20 protein-coding genes and 1 pseudogene are annotated in these 25,828 nt (G+C 63.4%); 11 read left to right on the top strand and 10 right to left on the bottom strand.

Features of this window, described 5'->3' with window-relative positions; genetic code table 11:
* Window positions 1-255: 255 nt before the first annotated feature.
* Entirely contained in the window at window positions 256-813 is a 558-nt protein-coding gene (locus EWE75_RS19480) for a sulfatase/phosphatase domain-containing protein (protein ID WP_206364819.1), read from the bottom strand.
* A 336-nt stretch (window positions 814-1,149) separates the two neighbouring features.
* Between EWE75_RS19480 and EWE75_RS19475 the strand changes: the two genes are divergently transcribed.
* Complete coding sequence (locus EWE75_RS19475; RefSeq protein WP_130159797.1) at window positions 1,150-3,834, top strand: hybrid sensor histidine kinase/response regulator; 2,685 nt, start codon at window positions 1,150-1,152, stop codon at window positions 3,832-3,834.
* 368 nt (window positions 3,835-4,202) lie between these two features.
* On the opposite strand, the gene EWE75_RS19470 is transcribed toward EWE75_RS19475, so the two are convergent.
* From EWE75_RS19470 to EWE75_RS19450, 5 genes are all read right to left on the bottom strand, one after another.
* Entirely contained in the window at window positions 4,203-4,475 is a 273-nt protein-coding gene (locus tag EWE75_RS19470) for a hypothetical protein (RefSeq protein ID WP_130159776.1), read from the bottom strand.
* 572 nt (window positions 4,476-5,047) lie between these two features.
* On the bottom strand, window positions 5,048-7,114 hold the full coding sequence (locus EWE75_RS19465) for a phosphocholine-specific phospholipase C (RefSeq protein WP_130159775.1): 2,067 nt from the start codon (window positions 7,112-7,114) through the stop codon (window positions 5,048-5,050).
* Window positions 7,115-7,139: 25 nt separating this feature from the next.
* Window positions 7,140-9,428 (bottom strand): TonB-dependent receptor, encoded by a 2,289-nt coding sequence (locus EWE75_RS19460; RefSeq protein ID WP_130159774.1) that lies wholly within the window; start codon window positions 9,426-9,428, stop codon window positions 7,140-7,142.
* A 185-nt stretch (window positions 9,429-9,613) separates the two neighbouring features.
* Entirely contained in the window at window positions 9,614-10,861 is a 1,248-nt protein-coding gene (locus EWE75_RS19455) for a TetR/AcrR family transcriptional regulator (protein WP_130159773.1), read from the bottom strand.
* A 10-nt stretch (window positions 10,862-10,871) separates the two neighbouring features.
* Complete coding sequence (locus EWE75_RS19450; protein ID WP_130159772.1) at window positions 10,872-12,242, bottom strand: MFS transporter; 1,371 nt, start codon at window positions 12,240-12,242, stop codon at window positions 10,872-10,874.
* Between the two features lie 125 nt (window positions 12,243-12,367).
* Here EWE75_RS19450 and EWE75_RS19445 point away from each other — a divergent pair, with 125 nt between their 5' ends.
* Both EWE75_RS19445 and EWE75_RS19440 read left to right on the top strand, forming a co-directional pair.
* Window positions 12,368-13,237, top strand: a complete 870-nt coding sequence (locus EWE75_RS19445; RefSeq protein WP_130159771.1) for a phosphodiesterase — start codon at window positions 12,368-12,370, stop codon at window positions 13,235-13,237.
* Window positions 13,234-13,971, top strand: a complete 738-nt coding sequence (locus tag EWE75_RS19440) for an HAD-IIA family hydrolase (protein WP_165388455.1) — start codon at window positions 13,234-13,236, stop codon at window positions 13,969-13,971. The genes EWE75_RS19445 and EWE75_RS19440 overlap by 4 nt, the downstream gene beginning before the upstream one ends.
* Window positions 13,972-14,069: 98 nt before the next feature.
* On the opposite strand, the gene EWE75_RS19435 is transcribed toward EWE75_RS19440, so the two are convergent.
* Window positions 14,070-14,921, bottom strand: coding sequence for an endonuclease/exonuclease/phosphatase family protein (locus EWE75_RS19435; RefSeq protein ID WP_206364818.1), 852 nt, complete (start codon window positions 14,919-14,921; stop codon window positions 14,070-14,072).
* 77 nt (window positions 14,922-14,998) lie between these two features.
* Between EWE75_RS19435 and EWE75_RS19430 the strand changes: the two genes are divergently transcribed.
* The 3 genes from EWE75_RS19430 to EWE75_RS19420 all read left to right on the top strand — a co-directional run bounded on the left by EWE75_RS19430 (window position 14,999) and on the right by EWE75_RS19420 (window position 20,532).
* A complete protein-coding gene (locus tag EWE75_RS19430) occupies window positions 14,999-16,300 on the top strand; it encodes an MFS transporter (protein WP_130159769.1) in 1,302 nt (433 codons plus the stop codon).
* Window positions 16,301-16,783: 483 nt separating this feature from the next.
* The gene (locus tag EWE75_RS19425) at window positions 16,784-19,498 is read left to right on the top strand and encodes a TonB-dependent receptor (RefSeq protein WP_165388454.1); all 2,715 of its coding nucleotides are present in this window, start codon (window positions 16,784-16,786) and stop codon (window positions 19,496-19,498) included.
* Window positions 19,499-19,776: 278 nt separating this feature from the next.
* Entirely contained in the window at window positions 19,777-20,532 is a 756-nt protein-coding gene (locus EWE75_RS19420; protein WP_130159767.1) for a DeoR/GlpR family DNA-binding transcription regulator, read from the top strand.
* Window positions 20,533-20,632: 100 nt separating this feature from the next.
* Here EWE75_RS19420 and EWE75_RS19415 read toward each other — a convergent pair whose 3' ends face one another.
* The 3 genes from EWE75_RS19415 to EWE75_RS19405 form a co-directional block, all read right to left on the bottom strand.
* Window positions 20,633-21,619 carry an alpha/beta hydrolase family protein gene (locus tag EWE75_RS19415; protein WP_130159766.1) on the bottom strand — a complete coding sequence of 329 codons (987 nt, stop codon included), beginning with the start codon at window positions 21,617-21,619 and terminating at the stop codon, window positions 20,633-20,635.
* 10 nt (window positions 21,620-21,629) lie between these two features.
* Window positions 21,630-22,055 carry an EF-hand domain-containing protein gene (locus EWE75_RS19410; protein WP_130159765.1) on the bottom strand — a complete coding sequence of 142 codons (426 nt, stop codon included), beginning with the start codon at window positions 22,053-22,055 and terminating at the stop codon, window positions 21,630-21,632.
* A gap of 75 nt (window positions 22,056-22,130) precedes the next feature.
* Complete coding sequence (locus EWE75_RS19405; protein WP_130159764.1) at window positions 22,131-22,538, bottom strand: hypothetical protein; 408 nt, start codon at window positions 22,536-22,538, stop codon at window positions 22,131-22,133.
* Between the two features lie 141 nt (window positions 22,539-22,679).
* On the opposite strand from EWE75_RS19405, the gene EWE75_RS19400 reads away from it, so the two are divergent.
* From EWE75_RS19400 to EWE75_RS19385, 5 genes and pseudogenes are all read left to right on the top strand, one after another.
* Window positions 22,680-23,405, top strand: coding sequence for a response regulator (locus EWE75_RS19400; protein ID WP_130159763.1), 726 nt, complete (start codon window positions 22,680-22,682; stop codon window positions 23,403-23,405).
* A 3-nt stretch (window positions 23,406-23,408) separates the two neighbouring features.
* A complete protein-coding gene (locus EWE75_RS19395; protein WP_130159762.1) occupies window positions 23,409-24,758 on the top strand; it encodes a sensor histidine kinase in 1,350 nt (449 codons plus the stop codon).
* A gap of 1 nt (window position 24,759) precedes the next feature.
* Entirely contained in the window at window positions 24,760-24,981 is a 222-nt protein-coding gene (locus EWE75_RS25135) for a hypothetical protein (RefSeq protein ID WP_165388453.1), read from the top strand.
* Window positions 24,982-25,320: 339 nt separating this feature from the next.
* Window positions 25,321-25,524, top strand: a pseudogene (locus tag EWE75_RS26300) (helix-turn-helix domain-containing protein); the annotation flags it as partial.
* Window positions 25,463-25,726 carry a hypothetical protein gene (locus tag EWE75_RS19385; protein WP_206364821.1) on the top strand — a complete coding sequence of 88 codons (264 nt, stop codon included), beginning with the start codon at window positions 25,463-25,465 and terminating at the stop codon, window positions 25,724-25,726. The pseudogene EWE75_RS26300 and the gene EWE75_RS19385, both read left to right, overlap by 62 nt.
* Window positions 25,727-25,828: the final 102 nt, after the last annotated feature.

Genomic DNA, 25,828 nt, shown 5'->3' with positions numbered 1-25,828 from the left:
CAAAAATCCGATTGGCGGAGAAACGCCGCTGTTCGCAAAAACGGTTTCCGTCGGCGATCGATCCGGCGCCAACGCGCCAATGCGTGGGACCGCTCCCGTCAGGCGACCGGCTCACCCGGCTCGGTCTGGTGACGCAACCGAGACCACGTTGCCGGATGCGATTGCACTGTTGAAAGCCGATCATCGTACGGTTGAGGAACTCTTCGAGAATTTCAGGGCCACAAAGTCCGCAGTTCAAACTAAGCCGTCCGCCGCTCACGGATCAAGCGCGTCGCAGCGCTTGAGGCCTCCCCCACCCTCGCCACCGGGCGCATCTCCCTTGGCAGCGCCAGGTTTTGGCTGTGGGAAATAGGTACAGTCGCGAATAGCGTCATACCGGATTGCGGATGATCGTTTCTCGACCGAACCGCGCGGCAGCAACGCGCGAAGTTTGGCAACCGTGGCCGCAACGCGTGGATTTTCGGCAAGGTTGTTCCGTTCCTGCGGATCGACACGGTGGTCGTACAGTTCGCGTCCAAGTCTGCCCTCTTCCCATTCAGTGTATCGCCACCGTTCCGTGCGGACGCTTCGTCCGCCACGAATCTGGGAAAGCGCAGGCTTCGTCCAGCTACGGTCCGCAGGATTGCGCAACAAACTCTCCAGGCTCGTGCCTTCGTTGCGCGCATAATGGGGGAGTCCGGCCAAGCCCGTCAGCGTTGGGTAAAGGTCAAGCAACTCGACCGTGCGCGGCGATCGCTTGCCCCGGTTCTTCATGCCCGGGACCCGCAGGATGAGCGGTACGCGATCGGATTCCTCCCAAAGGATGTTCTTCATCCACTGGCGCCCGGTCGCGCCGAGAGGCGCCGTCAAGGCGCGCCACCGTCAAAGGCTTGTCCGCGATCCAGAACACCGGAGAAAGGTCAGATGCGCAATATCCACTGATTCACCGGGTGGAGCGCCGCAGCGGAGGAACTTAAGCCAAAGAAAGTCATTAAGGATCACGCCACCGCCTCGTGACCGGTAGTTTGGGGGAACATGACCGACCGCATGTCTGAGATTTTTCCTGGTGATTCCAGGATGAGCGCCATCATGCGTGCCCATGAATGGGAGAAAACAGGGTTAGGTTCCCCAGAACAATGGCCTGAAGGCTTGAAAGCGTCGCTCCGACTCATGCTCATGTCGCGGTTCGAGATGTGGCTTGGCTGGGGAGAGAATCTGACCTTCTTCTATAACGACGCCTACATTCCAACGCTGGGTTCGAAACATCCCACCGCGCTGGGCCAGCCCATGTCTCAGGTCTGGAAGGAAGTGTTCGATGACGTCGAGGATCGCATCGTGTCGGTCATGCGCGATGGCGTCGCGACCTGGGACGAGCAAATGCTTTTGTTCCTCGAGCGCAATGGCTATCCAGAAGAAACCTACCACACCTTTTCCTACAGCCCGCTCGTCGGCGGCGAAGGCACGGTAGAAGGTCTTATCTGCGTCGTCAGCGAAGAGACCGGCAGGGTCATCAGCGAACGACGGATCAAGCAACTCAACGATCTGGCCGCAACATTGCTCAAGGCGCAGAGCCGATCGGACGTGGTGGAGGCGGTTCGCGCCCATTTCGGCAGCGACAGCCGGGACTTCCCTTTCGCCGACCTCACATTGTTCGATCTGCCCGACGGCCCCCACCCTGCCTCTGGCGACGCAACGCGGTGGCCCGTTGCCGCGATCGAACAGGGTGAGACGGTGACGGTCATCGCGCTCGACGGTGTCGGACGAAAGCTGCCGACCGGACCGTGGCAGATACCGCCGCGTGACGCGTTGATCCTTGCGGTCGAACAGCCCGGAGAGGCGCAGGCCATCGGCGCGCTCATTCTTGGCTTAAATCCCTATCGCCTGCTCGATGAAGCCACCCGCAATTTCGCCAGCCTCATCGCGGTGCAGATCGCCGGCGCGCTTGCCACGATCGATGCCGTCTCGGCCCAGCGGCGCGACCGTGACCGGCTCTGGTCGCTTAGCCAGGACCTGATGCTGGTGTGTGATTTCGACGGCGTGATCCGGTCGGTCAACCCAACGGCAACGCGGCTCCTGGGATGGCAGGAAGATGAGATGGTCGGCCAAATCCTGGCCGATTTCGTCCATCCCGACGACTGGACCAGCACGGCCCAGGAGGTCGCAAAGCTGACCCAGGGCGTTACCACCCTCTTGTTCGAGAACCGCTATCGCTGCCGGGACGGCAGCTATCGGCTGCTCGACTGGAACGCGGTTCCCGATGCCGGCCGTATCCATGCCGTGGCGCGCGACATAACCCAGGAACGCCAGCTCGCCCGCGACCGGGAGCGAATCTGGGCGATCTCGCCGGTCGTCAAGGTGGTGGCGACGACGCAAGGCATCATCAACGCAGTCAATCCGTCCTGGACGAAGGTGCTTGGATGGATCGAGGCCGATACGGTCGGGCGCAATATCCTGGAGTTCGTGGCCGAGGAGCAGGACGCCGCGCAGAAGAGGCTGGCGAAACTATCCCAGCCCGATGCGCCTGTCATAGAATCGCAGAGTGTCTTTCGGGCGCAGGATGGCAGCCACCATCGCTTTGCCTGGACCACCGTCCCCGAGGGCGGCCTGCTCTATCTTTTCGGCCGGGACATCACGGCTGAAACCGAAGCGGCCGAGGCACTCGCCGCGACCGAAGAAGCTTTGCGCCAGAGCCAGAAGATGGAAGCGGTCGGGCAATTGACCGGCGGCATCGCCCATGACTTCAACAATCTGCTGGCCGGCATTCTAGGAAATCTCGAACTGCTGGAGCTGCGCATTTCGCAAGGCCGGTTGGAAGCAATCAACCGCCATCTCGAGACGGCGCAGGGCGCGGCAAAACGCGCTGCCGCGCTAACCCAGAGGCTGCTCGCCTTTTCGCGCCGGCAGACGCTCGATCCTACCGCCGTCAATGTAAATCGGCTGGTCGCCGGCCTGGAAGACCTGCTGCGCCGCACTGTTGGTCCGTCGGTCGAAATCGAAGTGGTCGGATCAGGCGGCCTGTGGACGACTTTGGTGGATCGCTACCAGCTCGAAAACGCGCTGTTGAACCTGTGCATCAACGCGCGGGATGCCATGCCGGACGGCGGTCGACTGACGATTGAAACGGCCAATAAGTGGCTTGACGACCGCATGGCGCGCGAACGCGAACTGCCGCCAGGCCAATATGTATCGCTGTGCGTGAGCGATACCGGGACCGGCATGACGCCCGATGTGATCGCCCGCGCGTTCGACCCCTTCTTCACGACCAAGCCGCTCGGCGAAGGCACCGGCCTGGGGCTCTCGATGATTTATGGCTTCGTGCGTCAATCGGGCGGTCAGGTGCGGATCTATTCCGAGGTGGGCGTCGGCACAACCATATGCCTTTATCTCCCCCGCCATACCGGCAGCGTGGCCGAAACGGAGGAGGAAGGCGAGCCGCTATGTTTGGATCTTGGTGGCCATGGCGAGACGGTGCTGGTTATCGATGACGAGGCTTCGGTCCGCTCGCTCATCGTCGATGTCCTCACCGATGGCGGCTATCATGTTATCGAAGCGGCGGATGGTCCGAGCGGCCTCAAAGTCCTCCAGTCCGACTTGCGTATCGACCTTCTCATCACCGATGTTGGCTTGCCCGGAGGAATGAACGGTCGTCAGGTCGCCGACGCCGGGCGCGTGCACCGACCGAAACTCAAAATCTTGTTCATCACGGGATATGCGGAAAATGCCGTGGTCGGCAACGGCCTGGTGGGTCAGGACATGCACGTCATCACCAAGCCCTTTGGCATAGAAGCGATCGCCAGCAAGGTACGCGAGATGATTGACGAGGCGGACAAGCCAAGGCGGGAAGGCGTAACATAAAGGGGCGGTCCAATCGTCGCCCCCGTGAAAAGGCGGCAAACTGGCTGAGATGAGGTTTATCCTTTAGCGCCAGCCGACCTTTTCGGCACCATCGGCTGATTCATCACTTCACTGTTGTTGCCGGCGGGATTGGACAGCCGGTGAAACCGCTCCACGTTGCATGGGTGAGTAACGTCACGTTGATCGCCTCGCTCATATCTTGCAAGAGGGAGCCGTCCACATATGTAGCGGCCCCAACAATTCCTAAAAACGAACGATGAAGACCCTAGTTTTTTGTTGTACCATGAACAACGCTTCTGAATAGATCAAATTCAGAAACGGATTGTAACCATCGAAATTAGATTTCTCCTTTATTACATCGCCTCTTTTCACGACGACCCTTGACTGATTTCGATAATTTCCACATCAGGTACTGCCAGATTACTTTGAATAACAACTGAGACGCCTTCGCCTTCCTGCGAATCGAGCATCTCGCCGCAGCGATCTCCGTCTGCCCGATACCGAACCACTTTGTGCGGGCCCCCGCCCCAGGGTAAACCGCTGACTTCGAGCGTATAGCCGGTATATCCGGCACTCTTGGCGTGAACGCGCCGCTGAGGAACGTTCAAGGACATATGCGTTTTTAGGGCGCCGATCGGCACCTGGAACTCGAAGACGTCGCGATCCCGCGCCGGCAACTACACGTCGGGGATTGCATAGTTGGCAATCAGAATTCGAATGGCTTCACGGTTCGCGGTGCGGCCGGCTAGCACTGAGCTTCGGGCGCATCGCCTGAATCCATGGGTAGTTGGTCATCAAATGGTGCCCCCTAGCAACTGGTATGAACCAGTATCCCTAGAGCACGCGCAGACGACTCCTCTGTGACAGTCGCAACCGAAATGATTTTGCGGTTACGCGCTTGCCGGGGGCGGCGATTGTGGCGACGATCCGAAACAGCGATCTTGGCGCATCGGGGCCAACAATCCGCGTCGGCGAGAACGGCGGACGCGCGCTCGTTCATCGGAGCATCGTGCGTTCGCTCGCCGCGATCGGGACTGGGCGGGGAGCACCGATCACGGGACGATACCGCCAGCCGCTGACCCGAACCTGCGCTCTGCCGTGCTTTTACAGGCCGGTGCCGGCAGATAGACTCTTGCTGCGGCCAGATTTTGGCCGCTGAACAAGGGCAGAATGATGACGGACCCCGCTCATATCCGCTGCCTCGTACGGTAGCTCAAACCGGTCGACTCGTGGTGTCCCGACCCGTCTCGCGGCGGCCGGACATGCGGCGGAAGAAGGATGAACTTACTCCGCCTTCGATCACGACATCGTACCAAAAGCCGTGTTCAGCGCGCAGCGGCACGGTCCATTCCCGTTGCCCGCGTGCTGCCACAGTGCACGCCACGGGCACGCCTTGGGCGAGCCGGTCGTGGCAGCGCAATGTCGCCAGCGCGGCGCCGCGATTGGCCAGTGCCAATTCCAGTGCGGCGTCGCCGTGCTCGCGCAATTGTGCTGTCAGCGGTTCGCCCGCCGCCCCCGCATATTCGCGGAACCAGCGGTTGGGGCCGCGCACCTGCAGATGATAGCGGTCCTTGACCGGCCAGACGTCACGTAACGTCTTCCCCGGCTCGACCGTGAAATGCCGTGGCAGCGCGGCAAGATCGAGCAGGTCGATCACCTGATACACCACGCCAGCCGTGCCGAGATTGCGGAACGCGAGGCTCATGCCGCGATCGTCGAGTCGATCCTCGACCGCCAGCGCATAGGGCAGTGCGCGCGACGGCCGGGTGCCGGTTTCCTGAAACAACGGCTGTCCCTGCGCGGGTGGCACCGGTGCGGGCAGTTTCAGCGCGGCTTCGACCCGCACCACCGCGTCGCGGGTGTCGGGCAGCGTCGCATGGCCTTGCTTGGACTTGCTGAAATCGAACGCGGTGGTCAGGTCGCCGCACACCGCGCGCCGCCACGGCGTGATGTTGGGTTCGACGACGCCGAAGCGGGTTTCGAGGAAGCGCAGGATCGAGGTGTGGTCGAACACTTGCGAATTGACCCACCCGCCCGTGCTCCAAGGCGAGGCGACGATCATCGGCACGCGCACGCTGAGACCATAAGCGGTCTTGTCCGCCGCGTGAATATCGTCGCTGGTATCGACGGTCGATGCGCCAGCGCGGCTGCCGTCGGGATTGAAACCCGGCGGTGAGGGCGGCGTGACATGGTCGAAAAAGCCGTCATTCTCGTCGAAGGTCATGAACAGCACGGTGCGCGCCCAGACCGCCGGATCGGCGGTGAGCGCCTCGATCACGCGCGCGGTGAAGTCGGCGCCCTCGGCGGGGCTGGAACCGGCGGGATGCTCGCTTTGCGACTGCGACGGCGCGATCCAGCTCACCTGCGGCAGCGTGCCCGCCAGCACATCGGCGCGCAAATCGTCGATCGTGTGGCGCGCCATTGCCTTGTCGTGAAGCGGCGTGCCGGGTTTCGCATCGTTGAACGCCTGGAACGCGACCGCCGGGTTGGTCAGTCCCCAGAAATTGTCCGTCGGGTCCTGATAGACCTTCCAGCCGATCCCGGCCGCTTCGAGCCGTTCGGGATAGGTCGTATAAGTATAGCGCGGGCCCTTGCCATAGGTGCTGAGGTCGAGCTTGAAGCGCCGCGCCGCCTCTTCCATTTCCGGCGTGTGCGCGATTTCGAAGTCGAGCGCGACTCCCGAGCTGTTGGCGACCACGGGGCCACCGCCGCGCCCATGCGGATCGTTGCCGCCCGCCCACATGAACAGCCGGTTGGGGTTGGTCTGGCCGTGGACCGAGCAGTGATAGGCGTCGCAGATCGTGAACGCCTCGGCCAGCGCATATTGGAACGGTATGTCCTCGCGCCGATAATGCCCCATCGTCAGCGGGGTCTTGTAGGGAATCCAGCCGTCCCAGCGGCCCTGATCGGACGCGCCGGTCGCATCCTCCCAGCTATGCGGGAGCACCGAGACCTTCAGCGCGGCGCTCGTCCTGGTGTCGAGGTGGAAGGGCGCGATGACGCGCCCCGCCCTGTCACGCTGTTCCCAGACCGGGCGCCCGCCGGGCAGCGGCACGGGATGCGGATCGCCAAACCCCTGCACCCCGCGCAACGCGCCGTAATAATGATCGAACGAGCGGTTCTCCTGCATCAGGATTACGACGTGCTGGACGTCCTGGATCGTCCCGGTGCGTCGATCCGCCGGAATCGCGAGCGCGCGCGCGATGCTGGGCGGCAGGAGCGAACCCGCAGCGGCGATGCCCGCGCCTCGAAGGAAGTGGCGACGGCTGGTGTCGGACATGGCGGTTCTCTGCGGGTTCGAAGGGTCAGAAGGACTGTTGCAGGCGGATACCGGCGATGCGCGGCTCACCCCGGATTGCGGTCGGCAGGCCGAACGACTTGCCGGTGTTGCCGAGATCGAGCAGGTAGTTCTTGTCGAACAGGTTGTTGACGTAGATTTCCGCGCTCCAGCCGCGCGTATCGTCGGCGAGGCCGATGCCGAAATTGGTAAGCGCATAACCACCCTGGCTTTCGTAGGGCAGGTTGTCGGCGTTCATGAACGTCTTGGACTGGTAGAATTCTGTCACGCGGACATGGCCGAGGATGCTGTCCGTCACCGCATGCTCGTACTTGGCAGCGAGCGAGACCTTGTGGTGCGGCGACAGGCGGAACTGGTTGCCTGAAAGGTTCGCCCCCGCGCTGGTGACGTAATAGGTGTAGCCAGAGTCGTTGTAGGCATAGCTGCCGATCACATTGAGCCCGGGCAACACCGGCCCGCGCACCGAAACCTCGACGCCCTTGCCGTCGGCCTTACCGGCGTTGTTGAGTTGGCCGTTGATTGTCGTGGTGTCGCGCACCTGCAGGTTGGTGTAATTGTATTTGTAGAGCGTGAGATCGGCGTTGATCCGGCCGACCTTCGCCTTGATGCCGGCTTCGTAGTTCATCACCTCTTCGGGCTTGACGATGTTCCAGGTCGCATTCGGCTGGACCACCTTGGTGCTGAACGACGCATCGACCACGCCCGAACGCGTACCCTTCGCGACACCCGCATAGATGTTGAGGTTCGGCGTTATCTTGTACGAGACCGCGCCACGCGGCGTCCAGAAGCCGAAGGTCGCGGTGTTGCGCGACACATTGCCGCCCGAGTCCCCGAAAATACCCTGCGCGAAGGCGACCCCGGCGATACCGCCCGCCGTGCGATGCGCGGCCGAGGCGGAGGTTGTCGCATCGTCATAGGTGTAGCGCAGGCCAACATCGAAGGTCAGACGATTGAAGAAGGTCTTCGACGCGTTGACATAGCCCGACCAGCTCGTGCGGTCATTATCGCGGGTGACGGCACCGTAGTTCAGGCTCGTAAAGGCCGGGTTCGCGACGATCGACTTGGTCCGGTTGGCGACCGAGGGGAAGCTGCCGAGCAGATATTGCTCGTTGATACCGAGCGCGATCGTGTCGTTGACCTTCTCGTGGAACCAATTGCCGCCGGCGATCACGGTGAAGCTCGGATCAGGCGTCCAGGTGGCGCGCAGCTCCTCGCTATACTGTTTCTGCAACGTGTTCTGGTCGCCGATGATATAGGCGTAGCCGGTGCCGTCGCCGTCCCAATGCTCGATCGAGCGCACCTGGCGATAGCCGGTGAACGAGCGCAGCTTGAGGTGCTCTGAGAGGTCAATCTGATTGTCCCAGGTCAGGCCCCAGACCTTGCGCGAAATGCCCTGATCGGGGCGGTCCTGCGCGGCCGGGGTGAACGGATCGGTATCGCCGCCGGCGGGCGCGACGACGATCGACTTGAACTCGGTCGCCGGCGGATGATCCTCCTGATAGGTGAAGATCAGATCCGACGTGACCGCTTCCACCGGCTTGACCCGCAGCGTGCTGCGGCCCGATATCGTGTCGATGCCGTTGAGCCGGCCCTTGGGGATCGCGACGTTGACCGCGTCGCCGTCGCGGCGCTTGAAGCGCCACGCGGTGCGGAACATCACTGTGTCGTCGACGATCGGCGCGTTGCCGATCGCGGTGACGTTGTAACCGTTGAGCGTGCTGACGTCGGCGGATACTTCCGCCGACCAGTCCTTCGTCGGGCGGTTGCTCTCGACCGCGATGACGCCGATCACCGAGCCGCGACCGAACAAAGTGCCCTGCGGGCCGCGGATCACCTGAACTGTGTTGACGTCGAGCAGTTCGGAGATCGCGCCGCCCTGGCGGCTGTTGTCGATGCCATCGACGAAGATCGAGATGGTCGGCTCGGACACCGGACTCGAATCGTCCTGGGTGATGCCGCGCAGGTTGAAGCCGGAGCGCTGCACGCTCTGTTCCTGCACGAGCAGGCCGGGCGTGTAGAGCGACAACTCGCCGAGGCCCTGGATGCGGAATGCCTTGAGCGTCTCGCCCGACAACACTGTGACCGGAACCGGCGCATCGATCAGGCGCTGCCGCCGCTGCTGCGCGGTGACGACGATGTCGCCGCTCTGATCCTCGGCCGCCGTGGCCGGGACCGCGTCGACGGCCGGCGTCACCATGGCCGGCGGCGCGGCATCGGCCGCGAACGCCGTCGGCGCGAACACAAGTACAGGCGCCGCAGCGCCACAAAGCAGCAAAAATGATGCGCGGGTTTTCATATCCAGAGGCTCCCTTTGATCCGTTGGGAGCGGCTTTAGATAACGAATGTACAGTTTTTGTGACACCGAGGAAAACGCGCCCACACACGTACAGAGCTTCAGGTCAACGCGTTGGAACGCAGAGGAATTAAAATTTGAAAACGCACCAGAATGCCGCGCGAATCAGCGATTTTGAAAACCGATGTTCAAGAAAGTGCGAGCAATCGGATGGCCGCCATCCGCGCCTGCGCGGGGAAATCGTAGAGCGAATCGGCGTCCGGGATCGCCGCACCGATTAGGAATACCGCCGAGGACCAGAGCGCGTGCGATGCCGCACGGGTACGGCTAATCCCGCCATCGCCGCTTGCCCCGCGCACGGCGGCGTGAGTCAGCGTGCCGCGCTGGCGCCGCATTTGCTCGCCGAGATCGTCCGGCGCCGCGCCGCGCGTCGCGGCGAGCGATATCTCGGCCATAGCCCGGCTGCGCGTGCGCTCCACGCCGGACGGGTTGGCGCGACCATCGATCCGCGCGACCATCGCGTCCAACGAAGCCTGCCGCCCCTCGCCCAGTGCCACGTTCGCGCTGCCGAACACCCGCAGAATGCCGGCGAAGGACAATTCGCTGACCATCTTGAAATGATAGGTGGTCAGCGCGAGCGACACGCCCGCGCGCTCGGCAACTGCGCGGTTGGTCACGCTGGCCAATCCCTCCCGCTCGATGATCGCAGCGGCCGCATCGACGATGCGGTCGCGGCTCTCGTTGCCACGCTTGCTGGCGGCGCCCTTGGGCTCGGCGGGCGGCGTCGGATCGGCATGGAATCGCGCCGACAGCGCACGGACCTCGGGAGAAAGCGCGACGCTGCCGAGTCCGGTCAGGCAGGCCACCGCCTCCGCGAAGCCGCACGCCGCGACCAGCCGATATTCAGGCGACCGTCCGCAACTGACCGCGAAACACGCCTCGGAGAACAGGTGCAGGCCGAGGATGTCGAAGGCGGTACGATCGGCGCCGAGCCGATCGGCGACCGCGCGCATCGCGTCGCGCCGGGCGACGAGCCAGCTCCGGCACAGTTCGGCCAGCTCGGGCTGCCCCGGCGCCGCGAGCCACGCCTCGGTGACGATGAGCGCATCGTCGCGATGCAGGCTCCACGCGTCCTCGATCAGCGTCCACAACGCCGGCGCGATCAGCGCGCCCGCGACCTCTAACGTGGCGAGATGGGCGACGAAGCTTGCCATCCGCGCGGTATCGACCCGCACCACTTCGGCGACGCTCTCGACGATCAGCCGATCCTTATTGCCGAAGATGCCGAGGATGCCGGCGGCGGTCGTGCCGCACGATGCCGCGATCTCGCGCAGCGTCGCACCGCGAATGCCGCTATGGGCGACGAAGGGCAACGTCGCTTGGATGATCCGCGCACGTGCGTCGGGGTCGATCTTGAGTGCGGAAGCAGCGGACATGGCCACGCTGTTAAACCGTCGCTTCACCTTTCGCCAAGGCGACTTGCGAACTTTGCGCGGCCGCGATCGCGGGGTGGGCGGGCGCCTCGGCGCTGCCCCGGGTCAGGATGACGAGGCCGGTCAGCCCGGCCAGAAAGCTCGGCAGCGCATAGGTCAGCCGTACCGTCCACAGCGCGTCGGAAGTCGCCGTCGTCCCCGGCACGAAGCCCGCGCGCGACAGCACCCACAACGCCACACCGACACCAAGCCCGGCGGCGAGCTTCAGCGTCACATTGAACAAAGCGTAATAGCTGCCCGATCGCCGCAGCCCGGCACCGGCATCGCGCCCCGACACATCGGCGACCATTGCCCGCAACAGCATATAGTCCGCTCCCCAGCTCGCGTTGCGCACCAGCAGGAACGCGGCGAGTGGCACCAGTCCGCCTACCGGCAGCAGCAGCGCGAGCGGCGCCGACAGCGCCTGCCACGCGAACACCCCCATCAGGGCGCGGCGCTTGCCGACAGCGCGACTGATCGCCGCCCAGGCTGGAATCGCACCGAGCGCGACGACCGCCTGGATCAGCATCAGCGTGCTCGCCCAGCCTTTCAGCGCCAGCGTCTGCTCGACGAAGAACAGGAAGGTGCCCGCCGACGAGGCATCGGCGAGACCGACCAGCGCGTACAGCGCGAGGATCGTCACCAGCGCACGATCCTGCAGGATCGCCGCGAACTGGCGGAACGGATTTTGGGTGCGGGCAGCAATCGACGGGTCGATCGCCGGTTCGCGTATGAAGCGTAGCACGAGCAGTACCGACAGCGGCGTCAGTACGATCAGCAGCACGCCCATCGCCGCGACTTGCCCGGCACGACCGACATGGAAGCCGCGCTCCAGGATCGAGGGCAGCAGGATGATGAACGGCATTCCCGCCGCCGCGAACCACATTTTCGCGGCCATGATCCGGGTGCGCTCGTGATAGTCGCTGGAGATTTCGAGGCCCCAGCCGCCGTGTGGGGTCACCAGCAACGTGTAGCCGAAGTGCATAGCGACGCACCATGCGGCGAGCGTCGCGACGCTCACCCCCGCCTGCGCAAAGAACACCTGCCAGGTGCCGATCACGATGAACGGTACGCTCGCCACCATCCACGGTCGCCGCAGGCCGAAACGCGTCGGGAAGCGATCACTCGCCCACCCCACGGCGGGGTCGAGGGCCATGTCAAACAGCCGAATCATCATCAGCAGCGTGCCGACCGTGGCAAGCGACAAGCCGAGCGTCTCGGAAAAGAAGGACGGCAGGTACACCCGCCAGGGAAGTTCGATCGCTTGAAACACCAGTACAGGAAGCGAGAAGATCGCGAACCCAAACAGGGAGAGCCGTTTCGTTCCAATTTGCGTTGTGGACATGCGGCGACTCGCTGGACGTGTCAGGACTGACCGCACCTGCCCTGAACTTTTTCAGTGACAGTTTCATGAACGACTTGAACACATGTACAGGACGTGATTGAGAGGCGTCGACAAGGGGAATCGCCATGTTGATTGCACAGATCACCGACACTCATGTCGTCGCCCGCGACAGCCGCGCCTATAGGGATCAGGTCGATACCAACGGCATGATGACCAAAGCCGTCGATCGACTGAACCGGCTCGATCCCCGGCCCGACTGCGTCGTCATCACCGGCGACCTGTGCGATCATGGCACCGTGACGGAATATGATGAACTGAAGCGGCAACTCGCCCGGCTGCACCTGCCGTTCTACCTAGTCATCGGCAACCACGACGACCGCAAGACGATGCTGGCGTCGCTCGACTACCCGCACCTCGCCGATGCCTGGCCGTTCGTGCAATATACCGTCGAGGACATGCCGGTGCGGATCATCGCGCTCGACTCTACCAGCGACGACCACCACATGGGCGAGTTTTGCGAGGCACGCCGCGCCTGGCTGGAAGAGCGGCTCGCCGAACAGCCCGATCGTCCGACCATCGTCGCGCTGCACCACCCGCCGTTCGATTGCGGCATAACGCTGATGGACGCGGAAGGCACCGGCTGGGCGCAAGGCCTGATCGAGACACTGTCGCGCTATCCTAATATCGAGCGTGTGCTGTGCGGGCATGTTCATCGCTCGATCCAGGCAGTGGTCGGCGGGCGGCTCGCCACTATCTGCCCCTCGACCGCGCATCAGGTGAACCTCGATCTTGCCGCCGACCCCAGCGCGCAGGCGTTCTTCGAGATGGAGCCGCCCGCGTTCCAACTGCATCGATGGAAGAACGGCCAGATGGTCACGCACACCGCGCTGGTCGATCGCTATCGCGAAGTTTTCCCCATCTCGGCAGAAATGCTGGAACGCATGCGCAGCAGCACGGTCCGCTCCCGAATGATGAAGAAAGACCTCGTATTTTGAGTCCAGCCGGTTGGGAAGACCTGCGCGCGGCGATCGGGCGCGCGCGCGCCTTGCTGTGCGACTGGGACGGGTGCTTGGCGATCGACAATCGGGTATTGCCGAATGTCGTGGACACGTTGCGGGCCGGCCCGGCGTTCGCGATCGTTTCCAACAATTCGACACTGCCACGCCCGGCTTACGCGGCGATGCTCGAAGCGCAGGGCCTGAGCGTCGAAGAGCGTTGCGTTCACCTCGCCGGCGACACGCTGCTGCGCGAGGCGCGGCTCGCCTTCGGGGACGCGCCTCTCGATGTCGTCGGCACCGCCGCCATGAAGCAGGCGGCGCGCGATCTCGGGCTGAACCTCGAAGATCGCGCGCCGAAGGCCGTGCTGCTGCTACGGGACACCGGCTTCGACTTCACGACGCTCAAGCGCGTCGCTAACCACGTACGCGACGGCGCGTTGTTGTGGGTCGCCAATGGCGACGTTTCACACCCCGTCGAATGTGGCGTCACGCCCGAAACGGGCGCACTCGCCGCTGCGGTTGTCGCCATGACGGGGCGGCCGCCCGATCGCATCATTGGCAAGCCCGCGCCGCTGCTGTTCCATGCCGCGCTCGCCGCGCTGCAGGTCGAACCCGCAGACGCCCTGATGATCGGCGACAATCTCGATACCGACATCGCCGGCGCACAGGCGATTGGCGTGCCGACGTGCCTTGTCGATGTGACAAGCTGGGCCGCCCCAACATTTCAATAGGCGGCAATCCGCCCCACACGGTCGCTACCGCGTCCTGAAGGCGGTTTGTATCGTCGGGATCGCATTGAGAGTGATCTAATGACCCGGATTGGTCGGCATCAGCGTACCGCACGATCCCGAACAAGGTCTGCAATGATCGGAAAGTGATCCGACGGGTAGCGATCCCCCTGATGCGTCGTAAGAACCTCTGCAACAATAGGCTTGAAGCCCCTGACCATGATATAGTCGATCATCGCCCGCGGCTTGCCCGTGAAATCATGGAACGTGCCGCCCGGTCCCGCTCTCGACGGCGCAGTTTGCCAGACATCGGCGAGGACGGCGGAAAGCCGCTTATGGGGTTCGCTATCGGGCGTGGCGTTCATATCCGCTGTCAGGACGATCGGCAGGTTGCCTGCGAGCGTTGGCAGGCGCTTAGCGATCAGATCGGCAGAATGGCGCCGTGCCGGTTCGTCTTCGTCGTCGCGGTTGGCGAAATGCGTATCGACCATCAGGAACCGAAGCCGTACCTTGCCGCGGGTCTCGAACACGCCCCAATTGACCATCCGTGGAAGTGTCGCGCCCCAGCCCAGGCTGCCGATTGTGTCTGGCGTCTCGGACAACCAGAAGTCGCCATGACGGATCAGGCGCAGACGATCGGTCCGGTAGAAAATCCCCATATGCTCGTTGGCGTGGCCACCGAAGCGATCCCGACCGAACCAGCGATAGCGTGGCAGCGCCCGGACGACATCGTCGCCTTGCGACTGGAACAGCTCCTGCGTGCCGATCAGGTCGGGATCCGCCTTTCGGACCGTCTGCACGAACACGTTCCGCCGATTGGCCCAAATGTTCGCGCCGTCATCGGGGTTCGGATAGCGGACGTTGAACGTCATCACCCGCAGCGTCTGGCCTTGGGCAGGCGGCGGTGCCAGAAGCGAGATCAAGCCGAACGTAAGCGCCGTCAACCACGCCATGCGCATATCAAAACCTTTCGATACTGGTGGAATGTCCGTGTCGCCGGATCGTAACCAAGGCTGGATACGGGGCGGCGGTGACACATTTCGCCGCTCGTCCCGATCGTACGGATCGCCTGTTCTTCCGGCTTGCGGGGATGGAATTGTGGGAGCGCTTTTCCCTGCACGGGATGAAGGCGCTGCTGACCCTGTATTTGATCAATGAAGTCCTGGCGCCGAACAAGGCGGTGCCGTGGGGGCTGGCGGCGCTGCGGCACGGGTTGGAGGGCATTTGGGGCCTGATGACGCCGCTGGCTTTTGCGTCGCAGGTCTTTGGACTGTACGCGGCATTGGCCTATCTCGCTTTGCCCTTTGGCGGCCTGATCGGCGATCGCGTGATCGGGCGGCGCGATGCCGTTCTTGCCGGAGCCGTCGCCATCGCGGCAGGCCACGCCTGCCTGACCGTTCCGGCGTTGCTGCTGCCAGCCTTGGCGCTGTTGATCGCCGGTACGGGATTGCTCAAGGCGAATCTGGCCGCGCAGGTCAGTGACCTGTTTCCAGCAACGGATCCCCGCCGGGGCACCGTCTTTGCGCGCTATCTTGCCTGCATCAATGTCGGGACGATGCTCGGTCCGCTGGTCTGCGGCTGGTTGGCGCAGCAATTCGGCTGGGCCTACGGGTTTGCCGGGGCAGGCGTGGCGATGCTGGCAGGACTCGCGGTGTTCGTCGGAATGCCGACGATCGCCCCTGTCGCGCCCTCTCAACCTGCGCCCGACCCCGATCACTTTCCGCAAGGGTCGATCGGCGCGGCCGTCGGTGCGATCATCGTTACGGTGCTGGGCTTTAGCGCCTATGAACAGGTGTGGAATCTGTTTCTGGTCTGGATCGAACGCACGATCCGGCTCGACATCGGCGGATTCGCCATCCCGCCGGCATGGTTTCTGACGGCGGACGGCCTGCTTACCATTTTGATGGTGATCGCCACGATCCGCGTCGGTCGACTGGCGCGGTTGCGGCAGGGTGATCGTCTGGTGTTGGGCTGTGGCGCGATCGTCCTCGGCTATGCCATGCTGTCGCTTTTCAGCATGGTCGGGCTGCATTCCATCACCGCGCCGCTCACCGTCCTTGCGTTTCTCGATTTCGGCATCGCGCTGCTCTGGCCCGCCGCCGTGGCGATTGTCACCAGCGCGACGCCACGCCGCATGGAAGGGGCATTGATAGGAATCTTCTACCTGCACGGTTTTTTCGCCAACCTGGTGGTTGGTGTCCTGGGGGCGCTGTACGATCGCATGCCAACGCCGCTCTTCTGGCTGTGTCATGCCGGCGTCGCGAGTCTGGCGGCAGGTGTCGCCATTCCGACGCGCCGCTCCCTGAGGCGCAATGCTGATCGCCCGATATAGGCTGATCGCCCCCTTGACGATGAGCGCCGGGACCGTCGATCGCCCGGTGGATTCCGCTCGCCGACCCGAATTCCCGCCACCTGATGGCGTCCCTGTCGGTCCGCGCGCCGCACGGTTCGTAGCACCGACGACGATTGCGCAGCGCCCCGCTGATTTCCTCGGATTGAGACGGACCTGCATGGCTTTCGCCGTAGCGTTCAAAAATGCGGCCAGCAATCGGCGGATTCAAAAATTCAACAGAATACTGTGGGTATTGCGACCATATGCCGGACATATGGTCAGATCACTCCTAATTATGATGCATTTTGTCGCAGATAGTTCACATGACGCTCCTATCGACGCGCCAGCAGGGTTCAGCCAGCAACACAAAATTTAAGGGGTTTTATGAACGCGATCGATTGGGCGCGCGCGGCTGCGCGCGCATATGTTCCTACGACGGGTCTTTTGAATGGGACTGCGTGTTCCGCCATCGCGATCGGGGCGATGATTCTGCCCTCGACGGCCTATGCCACGGAGGACGCGGCGCCGCAGGCCCAGGCTCCCGCGCAAACCGTGACCGTCGAACAATCAGACGTCACCAAGACCCGCCAGGGTGAGGACATCATCGTCACGGGTCGCGCGTCGAAAAAGGCCGAGATCGAATCGACGGGTACGACCAGCGTCCTGTCGAGCGCCGACCTGCAACGTCAGCCGACGGTTAGCGTCGTCGATGCACTCGCGCGGCTGCCCGGAATTTCCGTGGCGCCAACCGATTTCTTCGGGTCGCCGTCATCGGGCAACCACGGTGGTCTCGATGGTGCCGCGCGTGGGGGTGCGAGCTTTGTCTATCTCCGGGGCCTGAGCGGCTCCTATAACGTCAACCTCGTCAACGGTGCGAATGCGGCGCAGGGCATGCCTTATTCGCGCCAGATCCAGCTCGACTTGCTGCCACCGGTCGGGCTTGCCGCCGTGGTCGTCAGCAAAACGTCGACCGCCGACATGGACGGCGATGCGATCGGCGGAACCATCGATTTCCGCACGCCGTCCGCCTATGACTTCGACAAGAAAACCCATGTCGGCGTGTATCTGCGCGGCGGGTTGAGCCAGTATGCGCTCGATTATGGCACGCCCGCCGGCAACGTCATGGCGCAGGCCGAAGTCTCGCATAAGTTCGGCGACGATGATCAGTTCGGCGTCTATGCTACCGGCTATTTCGGCAAGCGCAACTTCGCCTCGACGATGGTCGATTTTCAGGCCGGTCAATGGGAGTTCGCGGTCTCCCAGGGTGAGCAAGGCAGCAATCCAGATGGCTTTGCCAAGAAGGACAACCTTCTGCTGACCAGCACCAATGCGCAGTTCACCGAAGGCAATCAGGTGAGTTACGGCGGTGCCTTGGGGTTGGATTGGCACCTCGGCGCGACCAAGCTGTACGCGCGCGGCACCTTTGCCGTCTCGAACATTGAGCAGAACGTCTATCAGAAGAGCATTCAGGCGGACGGCTATTCCGCAGCGGTGGTTCGCCCGGACGGGCTGTACCAGAATGCGGAGAGCGACGGCGAATATCACGCCTGGTTCGAAACGGCCCCCTCCGAATCCACCCTCGCCTCCGCAGTCGTCGGCGGCACCACGGATGCAGGTCGGCTGACGCTCGGCTACAGCGGGTTCTGGAGCTGGGGCAAGAGCGCGGCGCCGGATCACGCGGAAATCACGTACCAGACCTTTGCCGGCAATCAGTTGAACGGCCCGTTCGCCGTCAGCTACCGCAATGGCTATCCGTTGCCGCTCTTGAGCGCGGCACAGCTCGCCCGCTTCAACAATAACGCCCTGTATGGCGTTGAGCAGGATAGCGGCGAGTTCACGAACTCGCGCAGCACCGCATCGAAGGTCGGCGGACGTTTCGACGCCACCTACACAATCGGCTCGTGGCTTGAATCGGTGACCGCCGGTGTCAAATTCGTCCGCAGCGCGCGCAACAGCTACTCGCGAGACTATAGCAACCTCAACTTCCTCCCGGCCGGCCAGTCCTGGACGAGCAGCCCGTTCTCGCGGAACGAAGTCCCTGCGATCGACCAGCAATATTACCCCTATACGTTCCTGCGTGGCGATGGCGGAGCACTGACCGATGCGGCACATGCCGCTGCCAACACGGCCACGCTGTCGCCGAACGACTTCAATAAGAACACGCTGTCGGGCCATGAGAATGTGTTCTCGAGCTATGCGCTGGCAAAGCTCGAATTCAGTGGTGTGGAAGTGCAGCCCGGCCTGCGCTTCGAACATACCGCGATCGACGATGTTTTCTGGAACTCGGTGAGCGGAAGCGGAGCCACCAGCCCCGCTTTGTCCGAGGGCTTCCAGTCGAGCAAGACCGAATACAACATCCTGTTGCCCAGCCTCCATGCGAACTATCGCCCCGATGGCGAAAGCGTGGTGCGGGCCGCGATCTGGCGCAGCTATACCCGCCCGGCCTTCTTCCAATTGGCCGGCGGCAGCCAGACGTCCATCAACTCGGACGGCTCCATCAGCGTGACGGAGGGCAACCCTGACCTTAAGGCGGTCAAGTCGTGGAACTTCGACGCCAGCATCGAACATCAGCATCGCGGGTTCAGCGCCTCGGTAGCCGGCTTCTACAAGGCGCTGAGCGACTATCTGTATGATCGCGGCACGAGCTTCCGCGCGCAGCAGATCGCACAGAGCGGGGTCGCTTCGATCTCGAAGCCGGTGAACGGTGGTACGGCCGGGATGTACGGCGTCGAATTGGCCGCGCGGTATCAGCTTGTCGACTTGCCGGGCTGGGAATCGGGCTTCGGCATTTCGGGGAACATGACGCTCCAGCACAGTTGGGCGCATCTCAACGACAGTTCGACCGATGTGACCCAACAGATGCAGGGTACGCCGAACCGGCTCGCCAACGCCGCGTTGTTTTATGAGAAGGGGCCACTCTATGCGGATGTGTCGTATCGCTACAACGGGCCGTTGATCGCAGCCTACCGCTTCGGCGCCTATGGCGGCAAGCAACTGAACGACACGCAGCGCGCAACCAGCAGTGTCGATGCAACGATCGGCTACACGCTGCCGCACGACATTCGCTTTGTTCTCGCCGCCACGAACCTGCTCGACAATGTCAGCTATTACCGGACGGTCGGCCCCGACAGCTATCAGGTGCCGCAGATCGTGCGTTGGGGCAGGACGTACAGCATCACACTGACCACCAACTTCTAATGTCCCCGGAGGGCGTACCCCAACCCTCCTTATCCTCCCACCCGCCGATCTTTCAGATCGGCGGGCTCTTTTGCCTGGGCAGAACCAGATCTCCCCCAGGCGCTTCTGTGCCGGGTGTCGCGAACATCGCCCAAATCACCCGAACGAAGGCGCCGTAGTTGCCCGGCGCCTGCCATACCCGCTTCTAAACCAACCTCGAAAATCTTGAGCATCGGACCTTTCCGGCCGATCTTCTTTCCCGCATCAACATTCATTCCAAGACATGCAAGAGAGGCTGGATGCATAAAAGATCCAAACGACAGCGCGAGATCGTGTCCCGACTACGCTCGGGCCTGAGCGTGTCGGTGACCGAACTGGCGTCCGAACTCGACGTTTCCGACGAAACGATCCGTCGCGAGTTACGTGCGTTGGAAGAGAGCGGAATCCTGGTTCGCGAACATGGTGGCGCCAAATTGGCCAACCCGACGCTCGAGGGGCCGCTGAGCCAACGCATGGATATGAATACCGAGGCCAAGATGCGGATCGCCCGAGCGGCAGCAGAACTGGTCGATGACGGCGCCATCCTCTTCATCGACTCCGGCACGACCTCCTGCTTCATCGCCAAACAACTGGTCGAACGCCGATCGTTGACGGTGATCACCAATTCCTTCCAGGTTGCGACCGATCTTGGCGGGATCAACGACAACACGCTGTTTCTGGCCGGCGGCCAAATGGACTATGATTACCACGCCTTCTCCGATCACGCGGCCCAGGCCTATGTACGGCAATTCAGCCCGCATTTGGCGATCCTGTCGGTCGGCGGGATTTGCCTCGACCACGGATTGACCGATTTTCATCCCGGCGAGGCGGCAATGAGCCGCATTGCCTATGAGACGTCGAGGCGTGTTGTGCTGGGTGCGGACGCGTCGAAGTTCGGTCAGCATGCAGTACATCGAACCGCACCGCTTAACCGGGTCGATGTTCTGGTGACCGACCTCCCCTTATCGGATGGCTATGCGCAGGCATTTGCGCATGCTGAGGTGATCGTTGCCTGACGAATGGACGCGGTTCTGAAACGTGGCGAATGGCTGCCCGTATTCGCCCCTAGTCACTTGAATCTAAAGTTCTGTCCGGTAGGGCAGATGTGGAGTGCCGTCATTTGTGTTCGAGCCGATCGCCGACCGCGAGCCGCGCTGCGAGCGCCTTGGGGTCGTCAAGCGCCGCTTTGGCGGCGCGGTCACCCGAAAGAGTCCAGCGCCAGAATGCAATCGTCGTGTCGATCACGGCGGCGGCGACATGGTCGCTCGGTCCCCGCTGCCGAAAGCCTCCAGCATTGCCACTGAAATCGGCGTGCGTGGCGTCCTTCAGGACGAGCAGATATTTGTCGCCCGGCGGCATGGCGCGGAACGGGCGCTCGCGGTCGGCGGCGGTAACGTCCGGGAGTGCGGGGGTGGTGTCTGCCGTCCCGGTGATCGAGAAGAAGGGCTTGGCGACCTTGACCATCGCCTGCGCGTCCGATCCGCCGCGTGGTGGCGACGGGCTGAACGCGATCGATGCGGTGATCCGTGGCTCGATCGTGGTTGCGCCGGTCTTCGCGAAGACCTGTCCGGCCAGCGCCTGCGTGGTATGCGCGCCGAAGCTGTGGCCGGACATGCCGACATGTGCGAGATCGATGCGCGTCAGCGCGCAAGCGCCCTCGCTGCGGCGCGTTGGGATCTGGTCGAGCACGAACTTGACGTCGCGCACGCGTGCGTCGAGCTGCTCAGGCGACATCGCCGCACGGAACGTATCGCCGATGCCACCACCGCTCCGCATCTGCCGCAGCATGCGCAAGCCGTCGCCCGATCGCAGGAGGCTGCGGTCGCTGCCGGGATGCTGAAGATGGATGACGATGAACCCTGCGTTGGCCCAGGCCTGCGCCCATAGCGTCCCGCCATCGAGCGAGCCGCCCAGCCCGTGACTGAACAGGATCAGCGGCGCGCGGCCATCGCCATCGGGCATGCGGATGCGGACGGGAACATCACGGTCTCGCACGGCATCATGCCAGATCCCGTCGCACACCGGCCCTGCCGCCATCGCGTCGGTCGGCGCGATGATGCCCAACAAGGCTGCGACACATAGAAAGCGACTTCGGATCGTCATGACTCGCGCCTCAGTTCCGCGTCTGCTGGACGGCGGCCTGAATCTTGGCACGGGCGGCGTTATATTCGGCTTTGGTCACGCGGCCGTCGCGGTCCGCATCGGCGCGGTCGAACATCATCGGCGGGGATTGTGCCAGTTCGCTGCGCGAGATCGCGCCGTCACCGTTGCCGTCCGCACCGCCCATCGCCTCCATCAGGCGATCGAGCGCCTCTGGCTTGCGCTTGGCGAGCCGGGGGAAGTCGGCCGGGCTGATGACGCCATCCTTGTTGCGGTCAAATTTGGTGAACCGGGCGTCGCGATAGGCCATGAACTCGGCCCGCGTGACGACCCCGTCGCCATTCGTGTCGGCGGCGGCGAACCAGTCGCCGCCGCGCTGTGCAAGCGCCGGAGAGGCGATGCTGGTCAGTGCCGCGCTGAAGATGAGGAGACTGCGCATTGGATCGGTCTTTCGCAGGAGGGGTTCCGGGCCGGCCGCAGGATGCCGCCGGCCGAGGGATCAATCGCGGGGGGATCAGTCGCGGGTGACGGTTTTCGACCGGCTCGACGTCGAACCGTCCGCATGGGTGCGTACGACCGAACCGCTATAGCTGCCGTCGCCATGCTTGGTGACGCTGGTGCTGCGGCCCCAACTTGTGCCGGTATTGGTGGTGTGCATCGCACCGGCCGAATAGCTGCCGTCGGCCCACCCGGCCGCGCGGCTGGAGGTCACACCACGCCCGTCATTGGTCTGGAGGCTGCGACTAGCCGAGCGATAGCCCGGCTGGCGCGTCACGCTGTGCTGGCGGACATACCCTCGGCCTTGGGCGCCCTGCACGCTAATGTTGTGCGCGCGGGTGCGGGCATCGGCGTCGCCCGGCAAAGCGAGCGACCCTGCAGCAAGCGCGATGCCCAGTGCGGCGGCGGTGAAGATCTTCTGCATCGTAAAACTCCCGACTCGAGGATTTGCCCCTCGATGCTGGAGGTAGAATGCCAGGGTAAGGCGCCGACGAACCGCCGGAATCAAATGGTGACGAAGTGTAACAACGGTTGCGACCGTGCACCTGATCGGCATGATTGCAAAATGTACCCTGCCGAAAGCCCGCACGTCGCCCTGATCGAAGACGATGACGAGATCCGCGATCTCGTGACCGGGCTGCTTGCACGCGAAGGCATGACCGTTCACCCCTGCCGCACCACCGCCGAATTCGATGCGCTGCTGGCGAAACGGTCGGTGGATCTCGCCATCATCGACATCATGCTGCCCGGCGAGGACGGCCTGTCGCTCTGCCGGCGGATGCGCGTGATTGGCGACCTGCCGATGCTGATCGTGTCGGCGCGCAGCGACGACGTCGATCGGATCATCGGGCTTGAGATCGGTGCGGACGACTATCTGCCCAAGCCGTTCAATCCGCGCGAACTGGTCGCGCGGGTGCGGGCGTTGCTGCGGCGGTCGCGCGGAAGCGACGGGCCGATCGCCGCACCCGGCGGCCGTCGCTACAGCTTCGCGGGCTGGACCTGGGATGCCGACGCGCGCCACCTCCTCAGCCCCGACGGCATGGCGGTGGACCTGACTGGCGGCGAGCATGACCTACTCCACTGCCTCGTCACCCATCCGCAACGCGTGCTGTCGCGTGAGCAACTGCTCGAATGGACACGCGGGCGCGAAGCCATGCCGTTCGATCGCACCATCGACGTGCAGCTTGGCCGCCTGCGCCGAAAACTGGCGATCCACCCAGAAAGCGAAACGCTCATCAAGACCGTGCGCGGTGGTGGCTATGTGTTCACGCCAGCCGTGCGGCGGGCCTGAGCGATGCGCGGCACGCTCTCCTTCCGCATCGGCGCGATCCTGCTGGTCGGCTTCGTGCTGTTGCAATTGCTTCAACTCGCCACCCTTCAACTGCCGGGACGGATCGGCGATCGCGGTTTCTACGGGCTGCCCTCGCCGCCCGCCTTCGCCGAACTTGTGCGTTCGGTCGAGGCGGCAGGCCCGGAGGGCGGCAAGCGGCTCGTAGAGAATTTCAACGGCTCGCTCTTCTCGGTCGAGATACGCGGCACGCCCTTGCCCGACTTCCGCGAAGTGCCGGCGAGCATGCGGCCCCTCGCCATCGCCTACCGCCGCGCGTTGCCCGATCACAATGTCGTCGTCGATGGTGGTCCGGGGCGGTTCAACGGCCTGCTGGGCGATCGGGCACGTCCCTTGCGTTTCCTTGTGCCGATCCGCCTGACGATCTGGCTACGCGACGGCGACGTGCTCGTCCTGACCGGACGACCCGCCGATGGTCTGCGCGCCTATCTCGCGCACAGGAGCCAGATCGGACTTATCGGGGGTGCGCTGTTGCTTGCCCTGTTGTGGCTGGCGCTGCGTCAAACGACCCGGCCGCTCCAGCGGCTGACGCAAGGGGTCCGCGCGCTCGGCCGCGACCTGCATGCCGACGATGTTAGCCCGGAAGGAAGTGGCGAGGTCCGCGCCCTCGCCTCTGCGTTCAATGACATGAAGCACCGCATCGCCCGGCTGGTAGAGGAACGCACCTTCATGCTTGCAGGGATCGCGCATGACATGCGGACCTATCTCACTCGCCTGCAACTGCGCGCCGAGTTCATCGGCGACGCCGAACAACGCGCACGCGCCGTCCGCGATCTCGAACAGATGTCGAGGCTGCTCGACGACAGCCTGCTGTTCGCCAGCATCGGACCGCAGCGCCGCGAAACCGCCGGCCCGGTGGACCTGAGCGCGCTCACCCGGGATCTGGCCGCGCGGCATGGTTGTGACGGGCATATCGATCTCGACCTGCCCGAGACCTGCATCATCCGTGGCGACCCCGCCACGCTGGAACGGATCTTTGGCAATCTGGTCGATAATGCGCTGCGGTACGCCGGGACCGTCACGATCCGCATCGAACGACGCGACGGTCTCATCCTGTGGACTTTCGCAGACGACGGCCCCGGCGTCGATCCCGCCGACCTCGCCCTGCTCGGCACCGCCTATGCCCGGCTCGATCCGTCGCGGGATCGGAGAACCGGTGGGACGGGCCTTGGTCTTGCCATCGTTCGCGCGTTGACCGAAGCGATGGAAGGCACGATCTCGTTTCAGTCGCAGGCGGGCCAGGGACTGACCGTTCAAATAGCGTTCGCCCGATGTCATCAAACTGCGGCCGATTGAATTGGCGGTCATCCGCTCCGGCAACACCCCGTTCGCCCAGGACCATCAGCAGGCGTCCAGCCGGGCTGAACTTGTAGACCTGCTGGAGGGCAACGTCGGTCAGCCACACATTGTCATGGTCGTCCACGGATATGCCGTGCGGCATGGCGAACAGGTGGGCGCCCCATTCCCGGAGAAAGCGTCCCGTCCTGCTGTCGAACACGGCGATGGTGGGGAAGCGTAAGTGATATCAGAGGAAGGGGTTCCGACCAGACCCGATTGGCCCGGTGAAAGACGAGCACTTCCTGTCTGGAGTTGACAGCGACCCTTGGCAGCCGGCCCGGGAACGCGCGCATTCGGTAGATCCGGCCAGCCATGCATGACACGAGAGCGCGCAGGTGGTGGCGTGGCACCGAGACTGACGGGAAGCAGGATCGTGGAGAAAAAGAACTGCGATCACCGAACGAACCGCCGTCTGCCCCTTTAGGGTTCTAGAGCATAAATCGACCTGATTGAATCGTGGGCGATTCCCAAATCGGTTGCGATCTGATTCAGTACGGCCTTCGAGCAAGGAGGTTGATACATGCCCAGGGCGCTGTCGGTTGATCTACGCAAGCGGGTAATCGCGGCGATCGAGGCTGGCGCGTCGTGCCGGCAGGCTGCGAAGCGGTTCGGCATCAGCGCATCAAGCGCGATCCGATGGCATGCGCTTTCGAAAGGCAGAGATGACGTCACCCCGCAGCGGCAAGGTGGCGACCGCCGGTCGAAGCGGATCGAGGGGCATGCCGATACTTGGTAGCCAGAATCGCGTCCGCAATGACCTGTTTGTTTCCGGTCCTATAAACAAGAACCTGACGTTCGCCATTGGTGGCTTCTTTAGAACATCAAATGGCGTTCGAGATCCGGGCTTCACCGCCAATAAGGGTGGCCAGATCCGTGGCAACCTAAAATTTACCAGTGATGATGAAACGCTGAACGTTATTCTGTAACCGACCGATTGAGGCCGCCTGCCGAAAGGTGGTGTGAGCGCGTAAGAGACGTCCATAAGGACGTCTTTATGGACGTCCTGAGCCAGAGCGAGGGACGGCGAT

Origin of the sequence: Sphingomonas populi, assembly GCF_004208535.1 — a bacterium.
GTDB classification, from domain to species: Bacteria; Pseudomonadota; Alphaproteobacteria; order Sphingomonadales; family Sphingomonadaceae; genus Sphingomonas; species Sphingomonas populi.
The sequence above is the reverse complement of the archived record's forward strand: the minus strand, read 5'-3'. Positions and strand labels throughout refer to the sequence as shown.